Source organism: Streptomyces sp. UF-297 (assembly GCF_058245575.1).
Window position 1 is genome coordinate 1 of the sequence record NZ_JBSIBZ010000129.1, and the last position, 19809, is coordinate 19809.

Annotated in this window: 17 protein-coding genes; 7 read left to right on the forward strand and 10 right to left on the reverse strand. The window is 71.6% G+C overall.

Annotation, left to right across the window (positions count from 1 at the left end; translation table 11 throughout):
- Window positions 1–1429 (reverse strand): ABC transporter substrate-binding protein (locus AC4IJH_RS40495; RefSeq protein ID WP_490857024.1); only part of this gene is annotated, 1429 nt, incomplete at its 3' end.
- A 384-nt stretch (window positions 1430–1813) separates the two neighbouring features.
- Between AC4IJH_RS40495 and AC4IJH_RS40500 the strand changes: the two genes are divergently transcribed.
- The 4 genes from AC4IJH_RS40500 to AC4IJH_RS40515 all read left to right on the forward strand — a co-directional run bounded on the left by AC4IJH_RS40500 (window position 1814) and on the right by AC4IJH_RS40515 (window position 5829).
- Entirely contained in the window at window positions 1814–2125 is a 312-nt protein-coding gene (locus AC4IJH_RS40500) for an Rv0250c family protein (protein WP_490857025.1), read from the forward strand.
- Window positions 2126–2196: 71 nt separating this feature from the next.
- Window positions 2197–3033 carry a succinate dehydrogenase subunit SdhC gene (sdhC, locus tag AC4IJH_RS40505; protein WP_490857026.1) on the forward strand — a complete coding sequence of 279 codons (837 nt, stop codon included), beginning with the start codon at window positions 2197–2199 and terminating at the stop codon, window positions 3031–3033.
- A 40-nt stretch (window positions 3034–3073) separates the two neighbouring features.
- Window positions 3074–5029, forward strand: coding sequence for a fumarate reductase/succinate dehydrogenase flavoprotein subunit (locus AC4IJH_RS40510; RefSeq protein WP_490857027.1), 1956 nt, complete (start codon window positions 3074–3076; stop codon window positions 5027–5029).
- Complete coding sequence (locus tag AC4IJH_RS40515; RefSeq protein ID WP_490857028.1) at window positions 5026–5829, forward strand: succinate dehydrogenase/fumarate reductase iron-sulfur subunit; 804 nt, start codon at window positions 5026–5028, stop codon at window positions 5827–5829. Before AC4IJH_RS40510 ends, AC4IJH_RS40515 begins: the two co-directional genes overlap by 4 nt.
- Before the next feature lie 39 nt (window positions 5830–5868).
- On the opposite strand, the gene AC4IJH_RS40520 is transcribed toward AC4IJH_RS40515, so the two are convergent.
- The 6 genes from AC4IJH_RS40520 to AC4IJH_RS40545 form a co-directional block, all read right to left on the reverse strand.
- Window positions 5869–8538 carry a SpoIIE family protein phosphatase gene (locus AC4IJH_RS40520; RefSeq protein ID WP_490857039.1) on the reverse strand — a complete coding sequence of 890 codons (2670 nt, stop codon included), beginning with the start codon at window positions 8536–8538 and terminating at the stop codon, window positions 5869–5871.
- Window positions 8539–8708: 170 nt separating this feature from the next.
- The gene (locus AC4IJH_RS40525; RefSeq protein ID WP_490857040.1) at window positions 8709–9098 is read right to left on the reverse strand and encodes an ATP-binding protein; all 390 of its coding nucleotides are present in this window, start codon (window positions 9096–9098) and stop codon (window positions 8709–8711) included.
- Window positions 9099–9356: 258 nt separating this feature from the next.
- Entirely contained in the window at window positions 9357–9773 is a 417-nt protein-coding gene (locus AC4IJH_RS40530; RefSeq protein WP_490857029.1) for a (deoxy)nucleoside triphosphate pyrophosphohydrolase, read from the reverse strand.
- Window positions 9774–9873: 100 nt separating this feature from the next.
- Window positions 9874–10053 carry an SPOR domain-containing protein gene (locus AC4IJH_RS40535; RefSeq protein WP_490857030.1) on the reverse strand — a complete coding sequence of 60 codons (180 nt, stop codon included), beginning with the start codon at window positions 10051–10053 and terminating at the stop codon, window positions 9874–9876.
- A gap of 197 nt (window positions 10054–10250) precedes the next feature.
- On the reverse strand, window positions 10251–11918 hold the full coding sequence (locus AC4IJH_RS40540) for an APC family permease (RefSeq protein WP_490857031.1): 1668 nt from the start codon (window positions 11916–11918) through the stop codon (window positions 10251–10253).
- 276 nt (window positions 11919–12194) lie between these two features.
- Complete coding sequence (locus tag AC4IJH_RS40545; RefSeq protein WP_490857032.1) at window positions 12195–12947, reverse strand: GntR family transcriptional regulator; 753 nt, start codon at window positions 12945–12947, stop codon at window positions 12195–12197.
- 326 nt (window positions 12948–13273) lie between these two features.
- Here AC4IJH_RS40545 and AC4IJH_RS40550 point away from each other — a divergent pair, with 326 nt between their 5' ends.
- Window positions 13274–14041: a PIG-L deacetylase family protein gene (locus tag AC4IJH_RS40550; RefSeq protein ID WP_490857033.1), complete on the forward strand. Its 768-nt coding sequence runs from the start codon at window positions 13274–13276 to the stop codon at window positions 14039–14041.
- 113 nt (window positions 14042–14154) lie between these two features.
- Here AC4IJH_RS40550 and ychF read toward each other — a convergent pair whose 3' ends face one another.
- Entirely contained in the window at window positions 14155–15243 is a 1089-nt protein-coding gene (ychF, locus tag AC4IJH_RS40555; protein ID WP_490857034.1) for a redox-regulated ATPase YchF, read from the reverse strand.
- A 197-nt stretch (window positions 15244–15440) separates the two neighbouring features.
- Here ychF and AC4IJH_RS40560 point away from each other — a divergent pair, with 197 nt between their 5' ends.
- Window positions 15441–16172, forward strand: a complete 732-nt coding sequence (locus tag AC4IJH_RS40560) for a DUF6542 domain-containing protein (protein ID WP_490857035.1) — start codon at window positions 15441–15443, stop codon at window positions 16170–16172.
- Here AC4IJH_RS40560 and ppgK read toward each other — a convergent pair.
- Together ppgK and AC4IJH_RS40570 are read right to left on the reverse strand one after the other, a co-directional pair.
- A complete protein-coding gene (ppgK, locus tag AC4IJH_RS40565) occupies window positions 16069–16845 on the reverse strand; it encodes a polyphosphate--glucose phosphotransferase (protein WP_490857036.1) in 777 nt (258 codons plus the stop codon). The genes AC4IJH_RS40560 and ppgK overlap by 104 nt on opposite strands.
- Window positions 16846–16874: 29 nt before the next feature.
- Entirely contained in the window at window positions 16875–17864 is a 990-nt protein-coding gene (locus AC4IJH_RS40570; RefSeq protein ID WP_490857037.1) for a 4-hydroxy-3-methylbut-2-enyl diphosphate reductase, read from the reverse strand.
- A gap of 146 nt (window positions 17865–18010) precedes the next feature.
- Between AC4IJH_RS40570 and AC4IJH_RS40575 the strand changes: the two genes are divergently transcribed.
- Window positions 18011–19363 carry an APC family permease gene (locus tag AC4IJH_RS40575; protein WP_490857038.1) on the forward strand — a complete coding sequence of 451 codons (1353 nt, stop codon included), beginning with the start codon at window positions 18011–18013 and terminating at the stop codon, window positions 19361–19363.
- Window positions 19364–19809 lie beyond the last annotated feature (446 nt).

The window sequence follows — 19809 nt, forward strand, 5'->3', positions numbered from 1 at the left end:
CGGCCACCTGGTGCCCGGCCTGCTGGGGCTTGGCGGGGCGCGCCCCGGTGCCGCCCGGCGCCGCGCCCGCGGCCCGCCAGCCCGCGTCCGCCAGCAGCGCCTGCGCGGCCACGGTGTCCGGTGCGCCCAGGGCGCCGCTGTGGTCCTCGTACCCGTGCTGCCCGGCCATCATCAGATGGCTGCCCAGCGGCTGGGCGGGCAGGTCCAGCGGCTTGAGGACCTCGTCGGCCAGCGCCTGCCGGTCGATCGCGCGGGCCACCGCGCGGCGCACCCGCTCATCGGTGAGCGGCCCGGTGCTGCCGTTGATGGCGAGCTGGGTGAAGGCGGGCTCCAGCGCCTTGCGGACGGTGTAGCCGCGCAGCGCGGCCCGCTCGGCCGCCGCCCGGGCCTCGGCCCTGCGCTGCGCCTTGCTCTTGGCGGCGGGCTCGGCGGCGGCCTCGGGTACGGCCGCGGCCTTGCCCTCGGCGGCACCCGCGGCCTTGACCGCCCCGCCGTCCGCCCCCTTGGCGGGGCTCGGCGAGCCGGACGCCGGGGGCTGCTGCGCCGCGCCGACCTTGCGGGCGGCCTCGGGGGAGATCTCGGCCAGGTCGACCGTGCCGGCCGCCAGCGCCGCCGCCCGCTTCTCCCGCGGCAGCGCGGTCAGCACCACCTTGTCCAGCTTGGCGGGCTCGCCCCACCACTTGGGGTTGCGTACGAGCGTGACCGTACCGGCCTTGCCGTTGCGGCCCTGGAGCGTGAACGGCCCCGCGGCCAGGGCCAGTTGCTCGCGAGCGCTGTCGTTGAAGCCGTCCGGGCTGCCCATCACGCTCTTGGGGTACAGCGGCGTGAACAGCGACTCCCAGTCGCTGTAGGGACGGGCGAAGGTGACCTTGACCTCCTGCGGCGTGGCGCCCTGCTCGACCTTCTCGACCCGGTCGTACCCGGCGTTGCGCGCGGTCCAGTAGGCGTTGTCCTTGCCGCGCAGCGCCTTCCACTGGGCGGCGAAGTCCGCGGCGCCGATGGCCCGCCCGTCGCTCCACCGCGCCTTGGGGTTGAGCTTGTAGAGCACGCTCTGCTTGGGCTCGCGCTCGGTGATGTCGGCGGCGTCCAGATAGTCGGGGTTGCGCTGCGGCCTGCCCCGCCCGTCCAGGATGAACAGGGCGGGCAGCACGGCCCCGGCCACGCGGGTGGTGCTCTCGTCGGCGTCCGCCTGGAAGGCGTTGAAGGTGCCGGGGACCGAGTCGACGGCCCAGCGCAGCGTGCCGCCCTCGCGCAGCTTCTCGCGCGGCACGGCGGCGATGTCCTGGGTGCCCTGCGCGACCCGGTGCTCCTCCCCCGATCCACAGCCGGTCAGTACGGGCAGGGGGAGCAGCACTCCTGCCGCGATGAGCGCGGCGCACCGGCGCCTGCGGCAGGCCGCCGTGCTGCCTGGTCTGACGTCGTCGGTCATGGCTGGTTACCTCCGGGGCCCGCCCTCGCCGCCGTCTGTGCGCACATCCGGCCGACTTGGCGGCTCATCACATCTATGGCTCCCCCACTGAAGGCGACCGGCGGCGTCCCGTCGCGCCGACACGTCGGCCGCGGTACGAAGGCCACCCGCCCGGCCCAACGAGTCTCCGGGTGGCGCGTGACCGCGGGAATGCGCCGGTTCGCATCCGTAATCACGTCCGATCGCTTCCGATCCCTTCCCAACCGCGACTGTGACGCGCGACACTCGCAGGCGCATGCCGCTCGGGACGGGTCCGACCTGTCACGGCCACCGCTGGGCAGCAGCCGGGACGCGGCCCGAGCAGACGCGATGACGCCGACCGCACCCTCGGAGGTGAGGCAAGTCATGTCCCTGCAGGACGATTTGACGGCAGTTCAGCGCAGCCTTGACGAACTGGTCCGGTCGGTGGGACGACTGGAACGACGCGTCGGCGGCGGGCTGGAGATGCGCCGCGTGCGCAGCGACACCGACCATCTGCGCGAGAGCCTGGAACTGCTGCGGGAGGGTGCGGCGAACACCGCGGCCCCGCGCAGCGCGCAGCGCGTGCCGGACAACGAGCCCGAAATGGTGACGATCCCGGACACGCCGTACGACTCCGCCCTGTGGGCCGACGCCGAGGACGAAGGGCTCGGCGCTCGCGACCGCCGGGCCCCCTAGGGCCGCGGCCCGCACAGGCCGCCCCCGACCATCCGAAGTCCCTTGTGGACAGCCGCCTACGGAGACCGACGTTGGCCACTGGCACCGAACCCCAACCGCATACGGACGCGAGGGACGCGACGGGTGTGCACGCCCCGTCGCGCGCCGCCATTCCCGCCCGCCATCTGCGCACCGACCGATGGTGGCTGGCCCCGGCCGCGACGGCCGCGGGCCTGTTCGCCTTCGTCGTGTACTCCACCTGGCGGGCGTTCGCGAACGCGGACTACTACGACGCACCGTACGTCTCGCCGTTCTACTCCCCCTGCCTGGCGAACAACTGCCAGTCGATGCGCGGCGGCCCCAACTGGGATCTGTTCGGGCCGTGGTGGGGCCTGTCCCCCGCCCTGCTGATCCTGATCTTCCCGCTGGGCTTCCGGCTCACCTGCTACTACTACCGCAAGGCCTACTACCGGGGCTTCTGGGCCTCGCCGCCGGCCTGCGCGGTCGCCGAGCCGCACAAGAAGTACACCGGCGAGACCCGCTTCCCGCTGATCCTGCAGAACATCCACCGCTACTTCTTCTACTTCGCGGTGCTGGTGGCCCTCGTCCTCACCTACGACACGGTGCTCACCTTCCGCGACGAGCACTACGAGTGGGGCCACATGGGCCTGGGGACCGTGGTGTTCCTGGTGAACATCGTGCTGATCTGGGCGTACACCATCTCCTGTCACTCCTGCCGGCACATCGTCGGCGGCCGGCTCAAGCACTTCTCCAAGCACCCGGTGCGCTACCGCCTGTGGGGCTGGGTCGGCAAACTGAATGCGCGTCACATGCAGCTGGCCTGGTGGTCGTTGCTCACCGTCGCGCTCGCCGACTTCTACGTCTTCCTGCTGGCGATCGGGGCCTTCGACGATCCACGGTTGTTCTGAGGGCAGCGCGAAGGGCGATGACGAGGGGATGGGGCACGAGATGACACTGGCCGACCGGCAGGACTGGGACGTGGTCGTGGTGGGCGCGGGCGGCGCCGGGCTGCGCGCCGCCATCGAGGCCCGCGAGCAGGGCATGCGGACGGCGGTGATCTGCAAGTCCCTGTTCGGCAAGGCCCATACGGTCATGGCCGAGGGCGGCATCGCGGCCAGCATGGGCAATGTGAACGACGGCGACAACTGGCGGGTGCACTTCCGCGACACCCTGCGCGGCGGGAAGTTCCTCAACCACTGGCGGATGGCCGAGCTGCACGCGCGTGAAGCACCGGACCGGGTATGGGAGTTGGAGGCCTGGGGCGCGCTCTTCGACCGTACGCCCGACGGCCGGATCTCCCAGCGCAACTTCGGCGGCCACGAGTACCCGCGCCTGGCGCACGTCGGCGACCGTACGGGCCTGGAGCTGATCCGCACCCTCCAGCAGAAGATCGTCTCCCTCCAGCAGGAGGACCAGCGCGAATTCGGCTCGTACGAGGCGCGCTTGAAGGTCTTCCAGGAGTGCACGGTCACCCGCGTGCTCAAGGAGGCCGACTCCGAGGGCAATCCGGCCGCCGGGCGGGTCTCGGGCGCCTTCTGCTACGACCGCGAGTCGGGGCGCTTCTTCGTGCTCCAGGCCCCCGCGGTGGTGCTGGCCACCGGCGGCATCGGCAAGTCCTTCAAGGTGACCTCCAACTCCTGGGAGTACACCGGCGACGGGCACGCGCTCGCCCTGCTGGCCGGGGCCCCGCTGATCAACATGGAGTTCGTGCAGTTCCACCCCACCGGCATGGTCTGGCCGCCGTCGGTCAAGGGCATCCTGGTCACCGAGTCGGTGCGCGGGGACGGCGGGGTGCTGCGCAACAGCGAGGGCAAGCGCTTCATGTTCGACTACATCCCGGACGTCTTCAAGGAGAAGTACGCGCAGTCCGAGGACGAGGGCGACCGCTGGTACGAGGACCCCGACCGCAACCGCCGCCCGCCCGAGCTGCTGCCCCGCGACGAGGTGGCCCGCGCCATCAACTCCGAGGTCAAGGCGGGCCGCGGCTCCCCGCACGGCGGCGTCTTCCTGGACGTCTCCACCCGGATGCCCGCCGAGGTCATCAAGCGCCGGCTGCCCTCCATGCACCACCAGTTCAAGGAGCTGGCGGACGTGGACATCACCGCCGAGGCGATGGAGGTCGGCCCGACCTGCCACTACGTCATGGGCGGCGTGGACGTGGACCCGGACACCGCGGCGGCCACCGGGGTGCCCGGCCTCTTCGCGGCGGGCGAGGTCGCCGGCGGGATGCACGGCTCCAACCGCCTCGGCGGCAACTCCCTGTCCGACCTGCTGGTCTTCGGGCGCCGGGCGGGGCTGTACGCGGCCGAGTACGCCGCCTCGGTGGGCCGGCGCCCGGTCGTGGACCCCCGGCAGGTGGACGCCGCCGAGGCCGAGGCGCTGCGCCCCTTCAGCGCGGAGGGCGGCGCCGCGGGCGAGCGCGGCCCCGCAGAGAACCCGTACACCCTCCACCAGGCCCTCCAGCAGACGATGAACGACCTGGTCGGCATCATCCGCAAGCAGGGTGAGATGGAGGAGGCCCTGGAGAAGCTGGCGGATCTGCGGGTACGGGCCCGGCGGGCCGGGGTCGAGGGCCACCGCCAGTACAACCCGGGCTGGCACCTGTCCATCGACCTGCGCAACATGCTGCTGGTGAGCGAGTGCGTGGCGCGGGCCGCGCTGGAGCGCAAGGAGAGCCGCGGCGGCCACACCCGCGACGACTACCCCGAGATGGACCGGCGCTGGCGGCGGGTGAACCTGGTGTGCCAACTGGCCGGTGCGGGCGGTGCGTTGAACGACGATCCGGCGCTCGCGCAGATCCGCCTGGACCGCCGGGAGACCCCGCCCATCCGCCCCGACCTCCTCGAACTCTTCGAGAAGGAGGAGCTGGTGAAGTACTTGACGGACGAGGAGCTGAGCAGGTGACCACGCAGGAGGACCGGTCGGGCGCGTACAAGGCCCACTTCAGGGTGTGGCGGGGCGATGCGGACGGCGGGGCGCTGGAGGACTTCCGCGTCGAGGTGAACGACGGCGAGGTGGTCCTGGACATCATCCACCGCCTCCAGGCCACCCAGGCCCCGGACCTGGCGGTGCGCTGGAACTGCAAGGCGGGCAAGTGCGGTTCGTGCAGCGCGGAGATCAACGGCAGGCCGCGGCTGATGTGCATGACCCGTATGTCGGTCTTCGAGCGCGCCGAGACGGTCACGGTCACCCCCATGCGTACCTTCCCCGTCGTACGCGACCTGGTGACCGACGTCTCCTTCAACTACACCAAGGCCCGCGAGATCCCCTCCTTCGTGCCGCCCGCCGACCTCAAGCCCGGCGAATACCGCATGCAGCAGCAGGACATCGGCCGCTCCCAGGAATTCCGCAAGTGCATCGAGTGCTTCCTGTGCCAGGACACCTGCCATGTGGTCCGCGACCACGAGGAGAACAAGTCCGCCTTCGCCGGCCCCCGCTTCCTGATGCGCATCGCGGAGCTGGACATGCACCCCCTGGACGCCGCCGCCGACTGCGGCATCGACCGCAAGCGGGGCGCCCAGGACGAGCACGGCCTGGGCTACTGCAACATCACCAAGTGCTGCACCGAGGTGTGCCCCGAGCACATCAAGATCACCGATAACGCCCTGATTCCCTTGAAGGAGAGGGCGGTTGACCGCAAGTACGACCCCTTGGTCTGGCTCGGTAACAAGATCCGCCGGAAGAGCGGCCCATCCGGCGATTGAGGACGCGCGGCCGCCGGGCCGCGGTAGGGCCCGCACCCGCTAGAACAGGCTCAGCAGCGCATCCGCCGGATCCATCGGCATCCCGTCCCCGTCGGGCAGGGCGAGCTCGAACCACACCGTCTTCCCCCGCGGGGTCCGACGGCTGCCCCAGCCCGTACTGAGCAGTCCCACCAGCTGCAGCCCCCGCCCGCCCTCGTCCGTATCCCTGGCCCTGCGGCGCCGCGGCTGGGCCAGGTCCGCGTCCCACACCTCGCACACCAGCGTCCGATCCAGCAGCAGCCGCAGCCGGATCTCCCCGTGCCCGTGCCGCAGCGCGTTCGTCACCAGCTCGCTCACCAGCAGTTCCGTGGTGTCGACCAGCGCCTCCAGGCCCCAGTCGGTGAGCTGGTCGCGGGCCAGCTCGCGGGCGCGGGCCACCGAGCGGGGCTCGGGGGCGAGGTTCCAGTCGCCGACGGCGTCCTTGGGCAGCCCGTGCACCCGGGCCATCAGCAGGGCGATGTCGTCCTCGCCGTGCCGGGTGTCCAGCGCGCTCAGGACGTGGTCGCAGACGTCCTCCAGCGGGCGGTCGGAGTCCGTCAGCGCCGAGCGGAAGGCCCGCAGCCCCTCGTCCAGGGGGTGGTCGCGCGACTCCACCAGACCGTCGGTGTAAAGGGCCAGCAGCGCCCCGTCCGGCAGCTCGACCTCGATCTCCTCGAAGGGCTCGCCGCCCACCCCCAGCGGCATGCCCGGCGGCACGTCCAGCATCAGGGCGTCCTCGCCCTCCTCGACCAGGACGGGCGGCAGATGCCCGGCGTTGGCGAACGTACAGCGCCTGGTGACGGGGTCGTAGACGGCGTAGACGCAGGTGGCGAGGTAGACCTCGGACAGGTCGGCGGTACGCGGCTCCTCGGCGGCGGTGCCGGAGCGGCCGCGCGGGGCCCGGGAGTTCGTGCGCGATCCGCCGCCCGCCGCGCCCAGCCCGCGCGCGACCTCGTCCAGCGCGGAGAGCACCTCGGCGGGCTCCAGGTCCAGCAGCGCCAGGGTCCGTACGGCCGTACGGAGTTCGCCCATGGCCACCGCGGCCCGCAGCCCCCGGCCCATGACGTCGCCGACGACCAGGGCGGTGCGGTGCCCGGGCAGCTCGATGACGTCGAACCAGTCGCCGCCGACCTCGGTGGCGGTGGTGCCGGGCAGATAGCGGCAGGCGATGTCCAGGCCGGCCGCCTCGGGGTCGCCCGGCGGGAGCAGGCTGCGCTGCAGTATGAGCGCGCGTTCGTGCTCGCGGCGGTAGAGGCGGGCGTTGTCGATACAGACCGCGGCCCGCGCGGCGAGGTCCACCGCGAGGGCGGTGTCCCGCTCCCCGAAGGGCTCGCTGCCCTTCGTACGGGAGAACTGCACCAGCCCCACGACGGTGTCGCGGGCGACCATGGGCACGGCGAGGGTGGAGTGCACCACCGCGCCCAGCTCACCGCGGTCCTCGCTCTCGCGGCCGGGGATGATCTGGGCCTGGGCGGTGCGCAGGGCGCCCGCGCAGGGCGAGTTGAAGGGGAAGCGGTGCACGGCGCCGACGGCCACCGACTCGGGGTCGCCCTCGGGCACCAGGTGCGCCGAGGAGGCCAGCGGCGCGTCGGAGACGGCGCTGGCGAAGGCGACCCGGCGCAGCTCGGCGCTGCCGTCGGCCAGGCCCTGCGGCGCTTCGTCACCGGCCAGCAGGCCCTGGTAGAGGTCGACGGAGGCCAGGTCGCAGAACTGCGGCACGGCGACGTCCAGGAGGGTGCGGGCGGTGGTCTCCAGGTCGAGGGAGTTGCCGATGCGGGCGCCCGCCTCGTTGAGCAGGGCCAGGTTGCGGCGGGCGTTGGCGGCCTCGCGCTCGGCCCTGCGCCGGCCCGTGACGTCCGTGGCCAGGGCCGCGACACCGATGGGCCGGCCGCTGGCGCTGTGCAGGCGGTACAGCGAGACCGACCAGCGGCGGCGGTCGGCCGCGCCGGGCACCGGGCCGACCAGTTGCATCTCGGAGACCGGCTCCCCGCTGTCCAGTACGCGGCGCACGGCGGCGGTGAGCCGGTCCGCCTCGGCGCGGGGCAGGAAGTCGTGCGGGGTGGAGCCGCGGAATCTGCTCGCGGGCCCGCCGAAGACGGTGGCGAAGCGCTCGTTGACCCGCAGCAGCCGCAGGTCCGTGCCGAACAGGGTGAACCCCATGGGAGATTGACCGAAAACCGCCTGCGAGGCCGCGAGGTCGGTTTCGATGCGGCGCAGCGCGCGTACGTCGACCACGAGACAGACCGCGGCGCGCTCGCCGCGCTCGGTCTCGGAGGGCATCACAAAGATCTCTGCGAGCCCGTCGGCGCCCGGCCCGTCGCCGGTGCGGTAGGGGACCGTACCGGTCCACTCGCGGCCGTCCAGGATGCCGGCGACCGCGCGGTGTCCGGCGGCGCGCAGCTCGGGCGGGACGAACGCCGCCACGGGGTCCTTGCCGATGGCGTCGCGGGCCGGGATGCCCAGCATCTCGGCGGCCCGCTCGCTCCACTGCTGGATGCGGCCGTCGGGGCCCAGCGAGAAGGAGGCGACGCGGATGTGGTCGTAGATCGAGCCGGGCGGGCTGCTCTGCCATATCGGCGGGCTGCCGGGGGCGCGTGAGTCGTCGGGGCCGCGCACGCCGTACGCACCGTGGCGGCCGCCAGGACCGCCCGTCCGCGCAGGCTTCTTCCCGCCTGCTGACCCCGATGACATCTCGCTCACGAGCCCCGTCCCCTCCAGCTCATCGTGCCCGGACCGGACGAGCCGAGTATCCAGCAATACGGCTATCCGGAACACGGTCTTCACGATCACAGCACAGTCTCGATCACAGCCCGCCCACAGAATGTCGATGAATGGGCAACGATCAGGACTCCCCCTGTCTCCTAACCAGCGGCGGACAGCTCGAACCACACTGTCTTGCCACTCTTGCCGCGCCGGGTGCCCCAGCGCCGCGAACTGCACGCCACCAGTTGCAGTCCGCGCCCGCCCTCGTCGTCGGGGGCGGCGACGCGCTCCTGGGGAGGGTCGGGCAGCGGGTCGGACACCTCGACGAGGAGGCCGCCGCCGCGCAGCCGTACGATGCGCACCCCGATGGGGCCGCTGGCGTAGCGCAGGGAATTGGTGACCAGCTCGCTCACCAGGAGGACCGCGACGTCGACGGCGGGCTCCAGCCCCCAGTCCAGGAGCGTGCGGCGCACCACCGCGCGGGCGGTGCGCACGGCGTCGGGCTCGGCGGGGAAGCTCCACTCGGCGATCGGCGAGGCGGGGGCCATCCCTGACCGGCGGAGGTCGGGGGCGGGCGACTCGGGGGTCCCTGCCGCTGCGCTGTCGTTCACGCCGATCACTTCCCAGCCCGGTGCAACCCCCACCGGATTGTCCATCTTGAGGGGGGTTAATCAGCACATACCCGATATCAAGGTGCCAATATCGCCTTCAATGGCGCACCGTGGCACGAAAGGCGTACTCGATCACGGAGTACGCCCCCCTGATTGCGCCGTCGCCCGACGGACGGCGGAGGGGTACGGGCCCGCTCAGCCGCTCCTGGTACCCAGCTCCGGCGCGAGGCGGCGCATCGCGGCGGCGACCGCGGGCCGGTCCTGGTCGAGCCAGTCGACCTCGTCCTGCTGCCCGGGCGCCAGCCAGCGCAGCGCGTCATGGTCCTGGAGGGGCCGGGGGTCGCCCGAGCGCAGCCGCGCGGTGAACACCTGGAGCACCAGGCCGGGCCGCAGCGGCCACTGCCCGGGGATACGGTCCAGTACCTCCGCCTGGACGCCCAGCTCCTCGCGCAGCTCGCGCGCCAGCGCCTGCTCGGGCGTCTCACCGTCCTCGACCTTGCCGCCGGGCAGCTCCCAGCGGCCGGCCAGCTCGGGCGGGGCGCTGCGGCGGGCGGCCAGCAGCCGTCCGCCGTCGAACAGCGCCGCGCCCACCACCACGCGTTCCGTCGTCATGCGCGGCAGCCTACGTCCCCCGCCGTACCTGCCGCCCCCTGCGCCCCCTCACTGCCGCGCCCCGGCGACGAGCCGCGTCCGGGAACGCGGCCCCTGCCGCTCAGGAGACGGCCCGGCCGACCCGCTCCACCACGTACAGCTGCCTGTGTCCGCGTACGTCGAGCCGGTCCGCCACCTGCTCCGCTTCCGCGCGGGTGGCGTAGCGGCCGACGCGGTAGCGGTTGCCGTTGTCGTCCTGGCGGATGACCTGCCAGGGCAGCACGGCTCCACCGTCGGTCATTGCGCCCCTCCGTCCGCCGTGCAGCGCGCCGTCGCGCGCCCCTCCTGCGTAAAAGCCGAAACCGCAATCCGCATATGCCCGAGCCTACGCCCGACCTTTACGCACCGGATACGGCTTTGCACAAAGAGATACCGAACCGGCCACCCCCGTCGCTGTGCGCGATGGAGGTGGCCGGAGGGACCAGGAAGGTGTGGGGATCAGGCGTCGGCGCGCACCTTGTGCGAGCCGTCCTGCTCCTCGGCCTCGGCCGCCGCCTTGGCCTCCGCCTCGGCCTGCACCAGCGTCGGGTTGCGCCAGGAGCTGCGCACGCCCCAGTAGTAGAAGACCAGGCCGATCACCGCGACCACGGCGATGTCCCAGCCCGGCGCCAGGTAGCCCTTGCCGCCGAACTCCTCGCCGCCCATGAAGGACACGCACGCCATCACCAGGAGGTACGCCACCATCCAGGCGCCCGCCTTCAGGTGCGGCTTGAGCTCGGCCATCGGCTTGCGCAGCTCATACCAGGCCCACACCGGCAGACCCACGGCCATGATCAGGATGACCTTGCCGGTCAGCGGCCAGCGGCCCCAGTACAGGACCAGCGATCCGAAGACCATCGCGATCGGCGCGATCACCGGCATCGCCTTGAGCTTGACCGGGCGCTTGAGGTCGGGGGCCAGGCGGCGCAGCGACATCACGGCCACCGGGCCGGTGATGTAGGAGATCACGGTCGCCACGGACACGATCTCGGCGAGCGAGCCCCAGCCGCGGAAGACCGCGAGGAAGATGAAGGCGACGACCAGGTTGAGGACCAGGGCCGGGCGCGGCACACCGGTCTTCTTGTCGATGCGGCCGAAGATGCCGGGCAGGTGGCCGTTCTCCTGGACGCCCTGGATCATGCGCGAGGTGGTGGCCGCGTAGATCATGCCGGTGCCGGACGGCGAGACGAAGGCGTCCGCGTACAGCAGCAGCGCCAGCCAGTTCAGGCCCCAGGCGAGGGCCAGGTCGGCGAGCGGGGACTTGTAGCCCAGGCCCGCCCAGCCGCCGGCCTTGGACAGGTCGCCGCCGGGGACGGCCATCAGGAAGGCCACCTGCAGCGCGATGTAGATGACCAGCGCGATCAGGATGGAGGAGACGACGGCCTTGGGCAGCGACTTGCCGGGGTTACGGGCCTCGCCCGCCATGTTCAGCGGCGACTGGAAACCGTTGTAGGCCCACACGATGCCGGAGACGGCGACCGCGGTGAAGACCGCGCTCCAGCCGTTGGGCGTGAAGCCGCCGTGGTCCTTGATGTTGGAGGTGTCGAAGTGCGCCAGCATCAGCGCGCCGGCGGTCAGGATCGGCACCACGACCTTGAAGACCGTGATCGCGGTGTTCGTCTTCGCGAACAGGGATATCGCGAACCAGTTCAGGAAGAAGTAGAAGATCAGCAGGACGCTGGCGAGGGCGACACCGGTGCCGGTGAGCTCCTTGCCGTCGTACAGGCCCTGGGCCCAGGCGAACTTCCAGGAACTCATGTACTGGACGGAGGCCGTGGCCTCCCCGGGTATGACCGAGACGATGGCGATCCAGTTGGCCCAGGCGGCGAGGTAGCCCGCCAGCGAGCCGTGGGAGTACTGGCCGTAGCGGACCATGCCGCCGCCCTTGGGGAACATCGAGCCCAGCTCGGTGTACGTCAGGGCGATGGTCAGGGCGACGGCGGCGCCGATGACCCAGGCCAGGATGGCGGCGGGACCGGCGATGGCGGCGGCCCGTTCCGCACCGAAGAGCCAGCCGGAGCCGATGATCGACCCAAGACCCGTGGCGGTCAGGGCAATGGTCCCCAGGGACCTCTTGTAATTCGAGTGGGAGCCCTGCTCCGCGCTCTGGGTCTTAGTCGTGCTCAACGTGCTTGGTCTCCTGATCTTCCCCCGTGCCGTGCACAAACTTCGCCATCGTAAAAGCGATTGGGAAGATCGGATTCCAACGCAGGGTCAAAAGTCCCCTGAGCTGACGGTGTGTGAGGTATCCCACACCAAAAATACCCGGCCAAATACGGACAGATGGCAGTAAATGCCCGTGATCACAGGAGGGTTACGCGCCAGTACGCGCGGTTCGCACGGCCCCCTTGGGAGGCTTTCCGCGCCACCGGCAGGGGCGGCCCGGGCGCCGTACGCCGACGGTCACCTCACCGGCAGGTGATAGGCCACGCGGTGGCGGTCGGCGAGCGTGATGACATCGGCCGTCTCCACGGGGCGGCCGCCGGCGTAGTACGTCCGCGAGATCACCAGGACGGCATGCCCCGGCACCCCGCCCAGGGCCATGGCCTCCTCCGCCAGACCGGGCCGCGCGCCGACCTCCTCGACGACGTTGTCCACGATCACGTCGATGGCCGCCATCCGCTCCACCACCCCGCGCCCGGCCAGCGGGCCCTCCTCGGGCAGCATCACGGGCGTACGGCCGGTCAGCTCCAGCGGCTCCCAGGAGGTGGAGAGCATCGCCGGGTCGCCCTCGGCGCGGAAGAGATAGCGGGTGCGCATCACCCGGTCGCCGTGCTGGATGCGCAGCCGGGCGGCGATCGCCGAACTCGCCTCCACCTGCTGGCTGTTGGACTCCCAGGTGCCCTTGACCCGCTCGTCGGCCTGCTCCTGACGGAAGGGCGAACTGCACGCGCCGGTGCGGTACCCGGCACGGGCGATGCGGCGCGGCACCGGCTGCTCGCGCACATACGTCCCCGACCCCGAACGGCCCTCGACCAGGCCCTCGGCCATCAGCACCTTGCGCGCCTCCAGGGCGACGGTGTCCGAGACGCCGTACTCCTCGCGGATGCGGGCCTGGGAGGGAAGGCGGGTGTGCGGGGGGAGCACACCGTCGACGATCTTCTGGCGCAGGTCGCCGGCGACGCGGAGGTACGCGGGCTGCTCACCGAAAGGCACGTGCCCCTCCCAACAGCTTGACAGTCAGCAACAGCGTGGCAACCGTCGGTTGTTCGTCGCAACCCTGGGCCAGTTATTCACTCGATGTGATGAAGCGCAGCTCAACAGGTATACGGATCAAGGAAGTTGGCCTCCGGGGAGCAACACGGCAGGCCGCCCCGGCCGCCTCTCCACTCCCCGCACTCCCGGCCCGACCCCACGGTCCCACAGGGCCCCGCACCGGCCCGCCCGGCCGGGGTGAGCCGTACGGCACTGCGCACCCCGGATCACCCGTGCCAGGATCGGCCGCAACACCGAGAAGACCGGAAAGCCGGAAAGGAAACCCCGTGCCGGACCGAACCTCGCACCCCGCCCCGGAACTCGCCGCCCTGCCCGACGACTGGCAGCGCGCCCTGGCCGTCGTCGCCCACCCCGACGACCTCGAATACGGCGCGGCGGCCGCCATAGCCCAGTGGACGGCCGCCGGCCGCGAGATCACCTATCTCCTGGTGACCCGCGGCGAGGCGGGCATCGACGGGCTCGGCCCCAAGGAGTGCGCCACGATCCGCGAGGCCGAGCAGCGCGCCAGCGCCGCCGCGGTGGGCGTGCACACGGTGGAGTTCCTGGACCACCGCGACGGGGTGATCGAGGCCGGACTGCCGCTGCGCCGCGACCTGTCGGCCGCGATCCGCCGCCACCGCCCGGAGCTGCTGATCACCCTCAACCACCACGACACCTGGGGCGCGGAGGGCTGGTGGAACTCCCCCGACCACCGGGTGGTGGGCCGCGCCGTCCTGGACGCCGCGGGCGACGCGGGCAACCGCTGGATCTTCCCCGAGCTCCTGACCGAGCAGGGCCTGCAGCCCTGGAACGGCGTCCTGCGGGTGGCCGTGGCCGGCTCCCCGTACCCCACCCACGCCGTCGAGATCACCACCGAGGCCGCCGAGCGCGCCATCGACTCCCTCGCCGAGCACCGCGCCTACATCGAGGGCCTCGCCGCCACCACGGCCGACCCCCACACCTACGCCCGCGACATCATCGAGGGCCAACTCCACACCGGCGGCACCCTCCACCACGGCCGCCCCACCACCCTCTTCCAGGTCTACCCCCGCTGACACCCCCCAACTCCCCGCACCTCCACCCCACTTGACGCCGAGCACCAGCTCCCCGCACACAAAAAAGCCCGGCCCGCGCACCAGCGCGGACCGGGCAACACCCATCAGCGGACTCAGACGTTGAAGCGGAACTCCACCACGTCGCCGTCCTGCATCACGTAGTCCTTGCCTTCCATGCGGGCCTTGCCCGCGGAGCGGGCTTCGGTGACCGAGCCGGTCTCGACCAGGTCGTCGAAGGAGATGACCTCGGCCTTGATGAAGCCCTTCTGGAAGTCGGTGTGGATGACACCGGCGGCCTCGGGGGCGGTGGCGCCCTTCTTGATGGTCCAGGCGCGGGATTCCTTGGGGCCGGCCGTCAGGTAGGTCTGCAGGCCGAGGGTGTCGAAGCCGACGCGGGCGAGGGTGGCCAGGCCGGGCTCCTCGGCGCCGACGGACTGCAGGAGCTCCATGGCGTCCTCCTCGTCCAGCTCGGCGAGGTCGGCCTCCAGCTTGGCGTTGAGGAAGATCGCCTCGGCGGGGGCCACCAGGGCGCGCTGCTGGTTCTTGAAGTCCTCGTCGGTCAGCTCGTCCTCGTCGACGTTGAAGACGTAGAGGAAGGGCTTGGTGGTCAGGAGGTGGAGGTCGTGCAGGAGCTCCTCGTTGCCCGAGCCCTGGACGATGCCCGCGGAGAAGAGCGTGTCGCCCTTCTCCAGGATCGCCTTGGCCTCCTCGACGGCCTTGACCTTGGGGGCCACGTCCTTCTTGATCCGGGACTCCTTGACCAGGCGCGGCAGCACCTTCTCGATGGTCTGGAGGTCGGCGAGGATCAGCTCGGTGTTGATGGTCTCGATGTCGTCCTTGGGCGAGACCTTGCCGTCGACGTGGACGACGTTCTCGTCCTTGAAGGCGCGGATGACCTGGCAGATGGCGTCCGACTCACGGATGTTCGCCAGGAACTTGTTCCCCAGGCCCTCGCCCTCGGAGGCGCCGCGGACGATGCCCGCGATGTCCACGAAGTCGACGGTGGCCGGGAGGACCTTCTGCGAGCCGAAGATCTCGGCGAGCTTGGTCAGCCGGGCGTCGGGGACGCCCACGACGCCGACGTTGGGCTCGATGGTGGCGAACGGGTAGTTGGCCGCCAGCACGTCGTTCTTGGTCAGGGCATTGAACATGGTCGACTTGCCGACATTGGGCAGACCGACGATTCCGATCGTGAGCGACACGGTGGCGACTTCCCGGAGCGAGGAGGTGGGGTGGGTGGGTACGGGCCCCGGCGGGGCCGATCAACCAGTCTACGGGGCGTCGCGGATACCCCGCCCGGCCCGCCCGTTCGCCCCCGTACATCGAACTGACCGCCAAGCTCGTCCCAAACGCGTGTCCCGTGGCCGATTAATCCCACTTAGCGGCCTACCGTTGCCGAGTGGAGCAACACAGAGCGCGCACCCCCCAGCACAGCCCGCCCCGGAAAAGCCGTCCGGCGGGGGCTCAGGACGCCCGGCTCCCCCGGCCCGCCGAGGCCGTAGCGCCGCCTCCCGGCGAGACGTCGACGGTCTACCGCGTACGCCAGAAGCGGCGCGGCCCGCTGGCCCCGCTGGCCGCCGCGGTCCGGCGGCTGCCGCGCCCCCGGCTCACCGGCCTGGGCTGCGGCCTGCTCGCCACCCTGGCCCTGCTGGCCTTCGCCTGCCTGGACGCGCTGCTCTTCGGCGGCGCGCCCACCGCGTACGGCGTCTTCTTCCTGCTGGTGAGCGCGGGTGCGGCGCTGTGGGTGCGGCCGTACGACCTGATCACCGCGCCGGTCGCGCTGCCCATCGCGTACACCGTCGGCCTCTTCCCCATCAGCCCGAGCACCGGCGGCCTGGGCGGCCTGCTGATGGGTGTCTTCACGGTCCTGGCGACCCACGCGGGCTATCTGTACGCGGGAACGCTGCTGTGCGCCCTGCTGACGCTCGCCCGCAAGGCCGCCCTCACCGCGCGCCGCCGCGCCCTGCGCGAGGCCGCGAACCGCCCGGCGCGCCGGCCTGAGCGGCGTCCCGCGCCGCGCCGGCAGCCTACGAGCCCGGCCGCGCGCACTCCTCAGCGGCGTGAGCGGCCATCGCGGCCCCCACAATCCCCGCGCTGTTCTGAAGCTGCGCAGGCACGATCTCGGCCCTGACGCCCTCGATCAGCGGCAGGAACTTCTCCGCTTTACGGCTGACCCCGCCGCCGATCACGAACAGATCGGGCGAGAAGAGCATCTCCACATGGGCGAGGTACTTCTGCACCCGGTGGGCCCAGTGCTGCCAGCTGAGGTCCTCGTCCTCCTTGGCGCGGGTCGAGGCGCGCTTCTCGGCGTCGTGGCCGTGCAGCTCCAGATGGCCCAGCTCGGTGTTGGGGACCAGCTTGCCGTCGGTGAACACCGCGCTGCCAATGCCGGTGCCGAAGGTGAGCACGACGACCGTGCCCTGGCGCCCCTTGCCCGCGCCGAAGTGCATCTCCGCGATGCCGGCCGCGTCCGCGTCGTTGAGCACGGTGACGGGGCAGTCCTGGGTTTCCCCGCGCAGCCGCTCGCTCAGCAGGGCGGCGGCGTCCACCCCCACCCAGCCCTTGTCGACATTGGCCGCCGTGAGCGTCCTGCCGCCGGTGACGACTCCGGGAAAGGTCGCGCCGACCGGCCCGGACCACCCGAAGTGGTCCACGACCTCCTTGACGCAGTCCGCGACCGCGTCCGGAGTGGCCGGGTGCGGCGTCAGCACCTTGAAGCGCTCGTCCGCCAGATCGCCCCGGTCGAGATCGACCGGGGCGCCCTTGATACCTGATCCGCCGATGTCCACGCCGAAGACCTTCATGGGAAAAGGCTAGGCGTCCGGCGGCGCGTTCACCCCTCGGTTGCGGCCTTGGCCTCGGCACGCAGGTCGCGGCGCAGCTCCTTGGGCAGCGAGAAGGTGATGTGCTCCTCGGCGGCCTTGACGGTCTCCACGTCGCCGTACCCGCGCTGGGCCAGCCACTCCAGGACGCCGTCGACCAGGATTTCGGGGACGGAGGCGCCGGAGGTCACGCCCACCGTCGTCACCCCGTCCAGCCAGGCCTCGTCGAGCTCCTCGGCGTAGTCGACCAGGTAGGACGCCTTGGCACCGGCACCGAGGGCGACCTCGACCAGCCGCTTGGAGTTGGAGGAGTTGCGGGACCCGACCACGATGACCAGCTCGGCCTGGGCGCCCATCTGCTTGACCGCGATCTGCCGGTTCTGCGTCGCGTAGCAGATGTCGTCGCTCGGCGGCGACAGCAGATTCGGGTAGCGGCCCTTGAGGGCGTCGACCGTCTCCATCGTCTCGTCCACCGACAGCGTGGTCTGCGAGAGCCACACGACCTTGTCCGGGTCGCGCACCTCGACATTGGCGACGTCCTCGGGGCCGTCGACCAGCGTGATGTGCTCGGGCGCCTCACCGCTCGTACCGATGACCTCTTCGTGGCCCTCGTGGCCGATCAGGAGGATGTCGTAGTCCTCCTTGGCGTAGCGCACGGCTTCCTTGTGGACCTTGGTGACCAGCGGGCAGGTCGCGTCGATGGTCGCGAGCTTGCCCCGCTTGGCCTCCTCGTGGACGACCGGGGCGACGCCGTGCGCGGAGAAGATGACGATGTTGCCCTCGGGCACTTCCTCCGTCTCCTCGACGAAGATCGCGCCCTTCTTCTCCAGGGTCTTGACGACGTACTTGTTGTGGACGATTTCGTGGCGCACGTAGACCGGTGCGCCGTACTGCTCGAGTGCCTTCTCCACGGCGATCACGGCGCGGTCCACGCCCGCGCAGTAGCCACGAGGGGCGGCGAGCAGGACCCTGCGGGCGTCGGTAGCAGTCATGAGATCCATCGTACGGCCCGGCCCCCACCCCCCAGTAAGGCGTTCTGTCACATCGGCCCGCGCCACACCGGGCGCGTCCTGGCCATGTGCCGCGGGCCCGTACCCGAAGCTAATGGGGCAGCCGACAGGTCACGTCCCATGCAGAGGTGTACGCCATGAACCCCCCGCCCCCAGCAGGAAACGGCGCCCTCAAGCGCACCCTGACCTTCCGGGACCTGGTCGTCTACGGCCTGCTGTTCATCGCCCCGATGGCCCCGGTCGGCATCTTCGGCACGCTCCAGGCCAAGTCGCACGGCGCCATCGTCGTCGTCTACCTCGTCGCCACCGTCGCGATGGCCTTCACCGCGTACTCCTACGCGCAGATGGTGCGGGTCGCCCCGCAGGCCGGCTCGGTCTTCACCTACGCGCGGGTGGGCCTGGGCGAGGGCGCGGGCTTCATCGCCGGCTGGATGGCGATGCTCGACTACCTCCTCATCCCCGCCGTCGCCTACCTCTTCTCCGGCATCGCCATGCACGCGCTGGTCCCCTCCGTGCACCAGTGGGTCTGGACGGCGATCGCCGTAGTGGTCACCACCCTCCTCAACCTCTGGGGGGTACGGGCCGCCGCGGTCGTCGGCTTCGCCGTACTGGCCATGGAGATCGCGGTCCTGGTCGTCTTCGTCGTCTCGGCCCTGTGGGTCCTGATCGCCGACGGCGCGCAGCGCGGCTGGACGGTGCCGCTGACCGGCGAGGGCGGCTTCTCCCTGACCGCGGTCCTGGCCGCGGTCTCCGTGGCGGTCCTGTCCTACCTCGGCTTCGACGCGATCGCCTCCTTCGCCGAGGAGGCGGCGGGCGGCTCGGCGCGGGTGGCGCGCGCCGTCCTGACCTGCCTGGTGGTCGCCGGTGTCCTGTTCGCCCTCCAGACCTACCTGGCGGCGCTGCTCGCCCCCATGACCGCGGCCGAGCTCGCCGCGCACCCCGCCCAGCAGGGCGACGCCTTCTACACCACCGTCGACTCCGCCGTCGGCGGCTGGCTGCACGACCTGGTGGCGGTCAGCAAGGCGATCGGCGCGGCCTTCGCGGCGCTGGCCGGGCAGGCGGCGGCCGCGCGCCTGCTGTTCGCCATGGCCAGGGACCGCCGCCTGCCCGCGGCGATGTCGAAGGTGGACGCGGGCAGCGGGGTGCCCCGGCGGGCGCTGCTCGGTGCGGCGGTGGTGACGCTGGTCGCGGCCGTGTGGGCGGCCCGCGCCGACGACGGCCTGGACCACCTGTCCTCCATCGTCAACGTCGGCGCCCTCACGGCGTTCGGCCTGCTGCACGCGTCCGTCATCGGCTGGTTCTGGGTACGCAAGCGGGCCCAGGCCCCCAGCCTCCTCAAGCACGTGATCGTCCCGCTCCTCGGCCTGGCCGTCGTCGTCGCCGTCATCGTCGAGGCCTCGCCCACGGCCCAGACCGTCGGCGCCATCTGGCTCGCCGCCGGCCTCGCCGTCCTCCTCCTCCAACACGGCCGCCGCGGCGCCACCACCTGAACACCCAATCGCCCCGGCTCCGCCGGGCGCCTCGTCCTCGATCGCCGGACGGGCTGGCTATGCCGCACGCCCGCATCGCCACGGCTGCGCCGGTCTCGTCCTCAAACGCCGGACGGGCTGAATTCAAGCCCCGCACGGGCCTGATTTCGATGGGCGGAGGGCTCCTCGCCGTATCCGTCCACACGCCTCGTCCTCAAACGCCGGACGGGCTGAATTCAAGCCCCGCACGGGCTGGATGTGAGCGCCGGACGGGCTGGATGTGAGCGCCGCACGGGCCGAACTTGGCCGGATCCGCCGCGCAAAGCGAATGCGAGCGGCCCGGGACGAAGACCGGACGCGGGCGGCAAGTGGCCGTGGGCAGCGAGTGGCACCGCCGGGGGAGAGCCGCCATCCGGCCGGTCGGGGACGTGCCGGGGGGTGTCCCCGCAGAGATTCAGGCGCGACTC

What these genes read in the sequence shown, in the direction of transcription:
- AC4IJH_RS40530 (WP_490857029.1), bottom strand. Translation starts at nt 9,773, where the DNA reads ATGACGACGGAACGCGTGGTGGTGGGCGCGGCGCTGTTCGACGGCGGA.
- AC4IJH_RS40525 (WP_490857040.1), bottom strand. Translation starts at nt 9,098, where the DNA reads ATGGCCCCCGCCTCGCCGATCGCCGAGTGGAGCTTCCCCGCCGAGCCC.
- AC4IJH_RS40500 (WP_490857025.1), top strand. Translation starts at nt 1,814, where the DNA reads ATGTCCCTGCAGGACGATTTGACGGCAGTTCAGCGCAGCCTTGACGAA.
- AC4IJH_RS40510 (WP_490857027.1), top strand. Translation starts at nt 3,074, where the DNA reads ATGACACTGGCCGACCGGCAGGACTGGGACGTGGTCGTGGTGGGCGCG.
- AC4IJH_RS40520 (WP_490857039.1), bottom strand. Translation starts at nt 8,538, where the DNA reads ATGTCATCGGGGTCAGCAGGCGGGAAGAAGCCTGCGCGGACGGGCGGT.
- AC4IJH_RS40570 (WP_490857037.1), bottom strand. Translation starts at nt 17,864, where the DNA reads ATGGATCTCATGACTGCTACCGACGCCCGCAGGGTCCTGCTCGCCGCC.
- AC4IJH_RS40575 (WP_490857038.1), top strand. Translation starts at nt 18,011, where the DNA reads ATGAACCCCCCGCCCCCAGCAGGAAACGGCGCCCTCAAGCGCACCCTG.
- ppgK (WP_490857036.1), bottom strand. Translation starts at nt 16,845, where the DNA reads ATGAAGGTCTTCGGCGTGGACATCGGCGGATCAGGTATCAAGGGCGCC.
- AC4IJH_RS40535 (WP_490857030.1), bottom strand. Translation starts at nt 10,053, where the DNA reads ATGACCGACGGTGGAGCCGTGCTGCCCTGGCAGGTCATCCGCCAGGAC.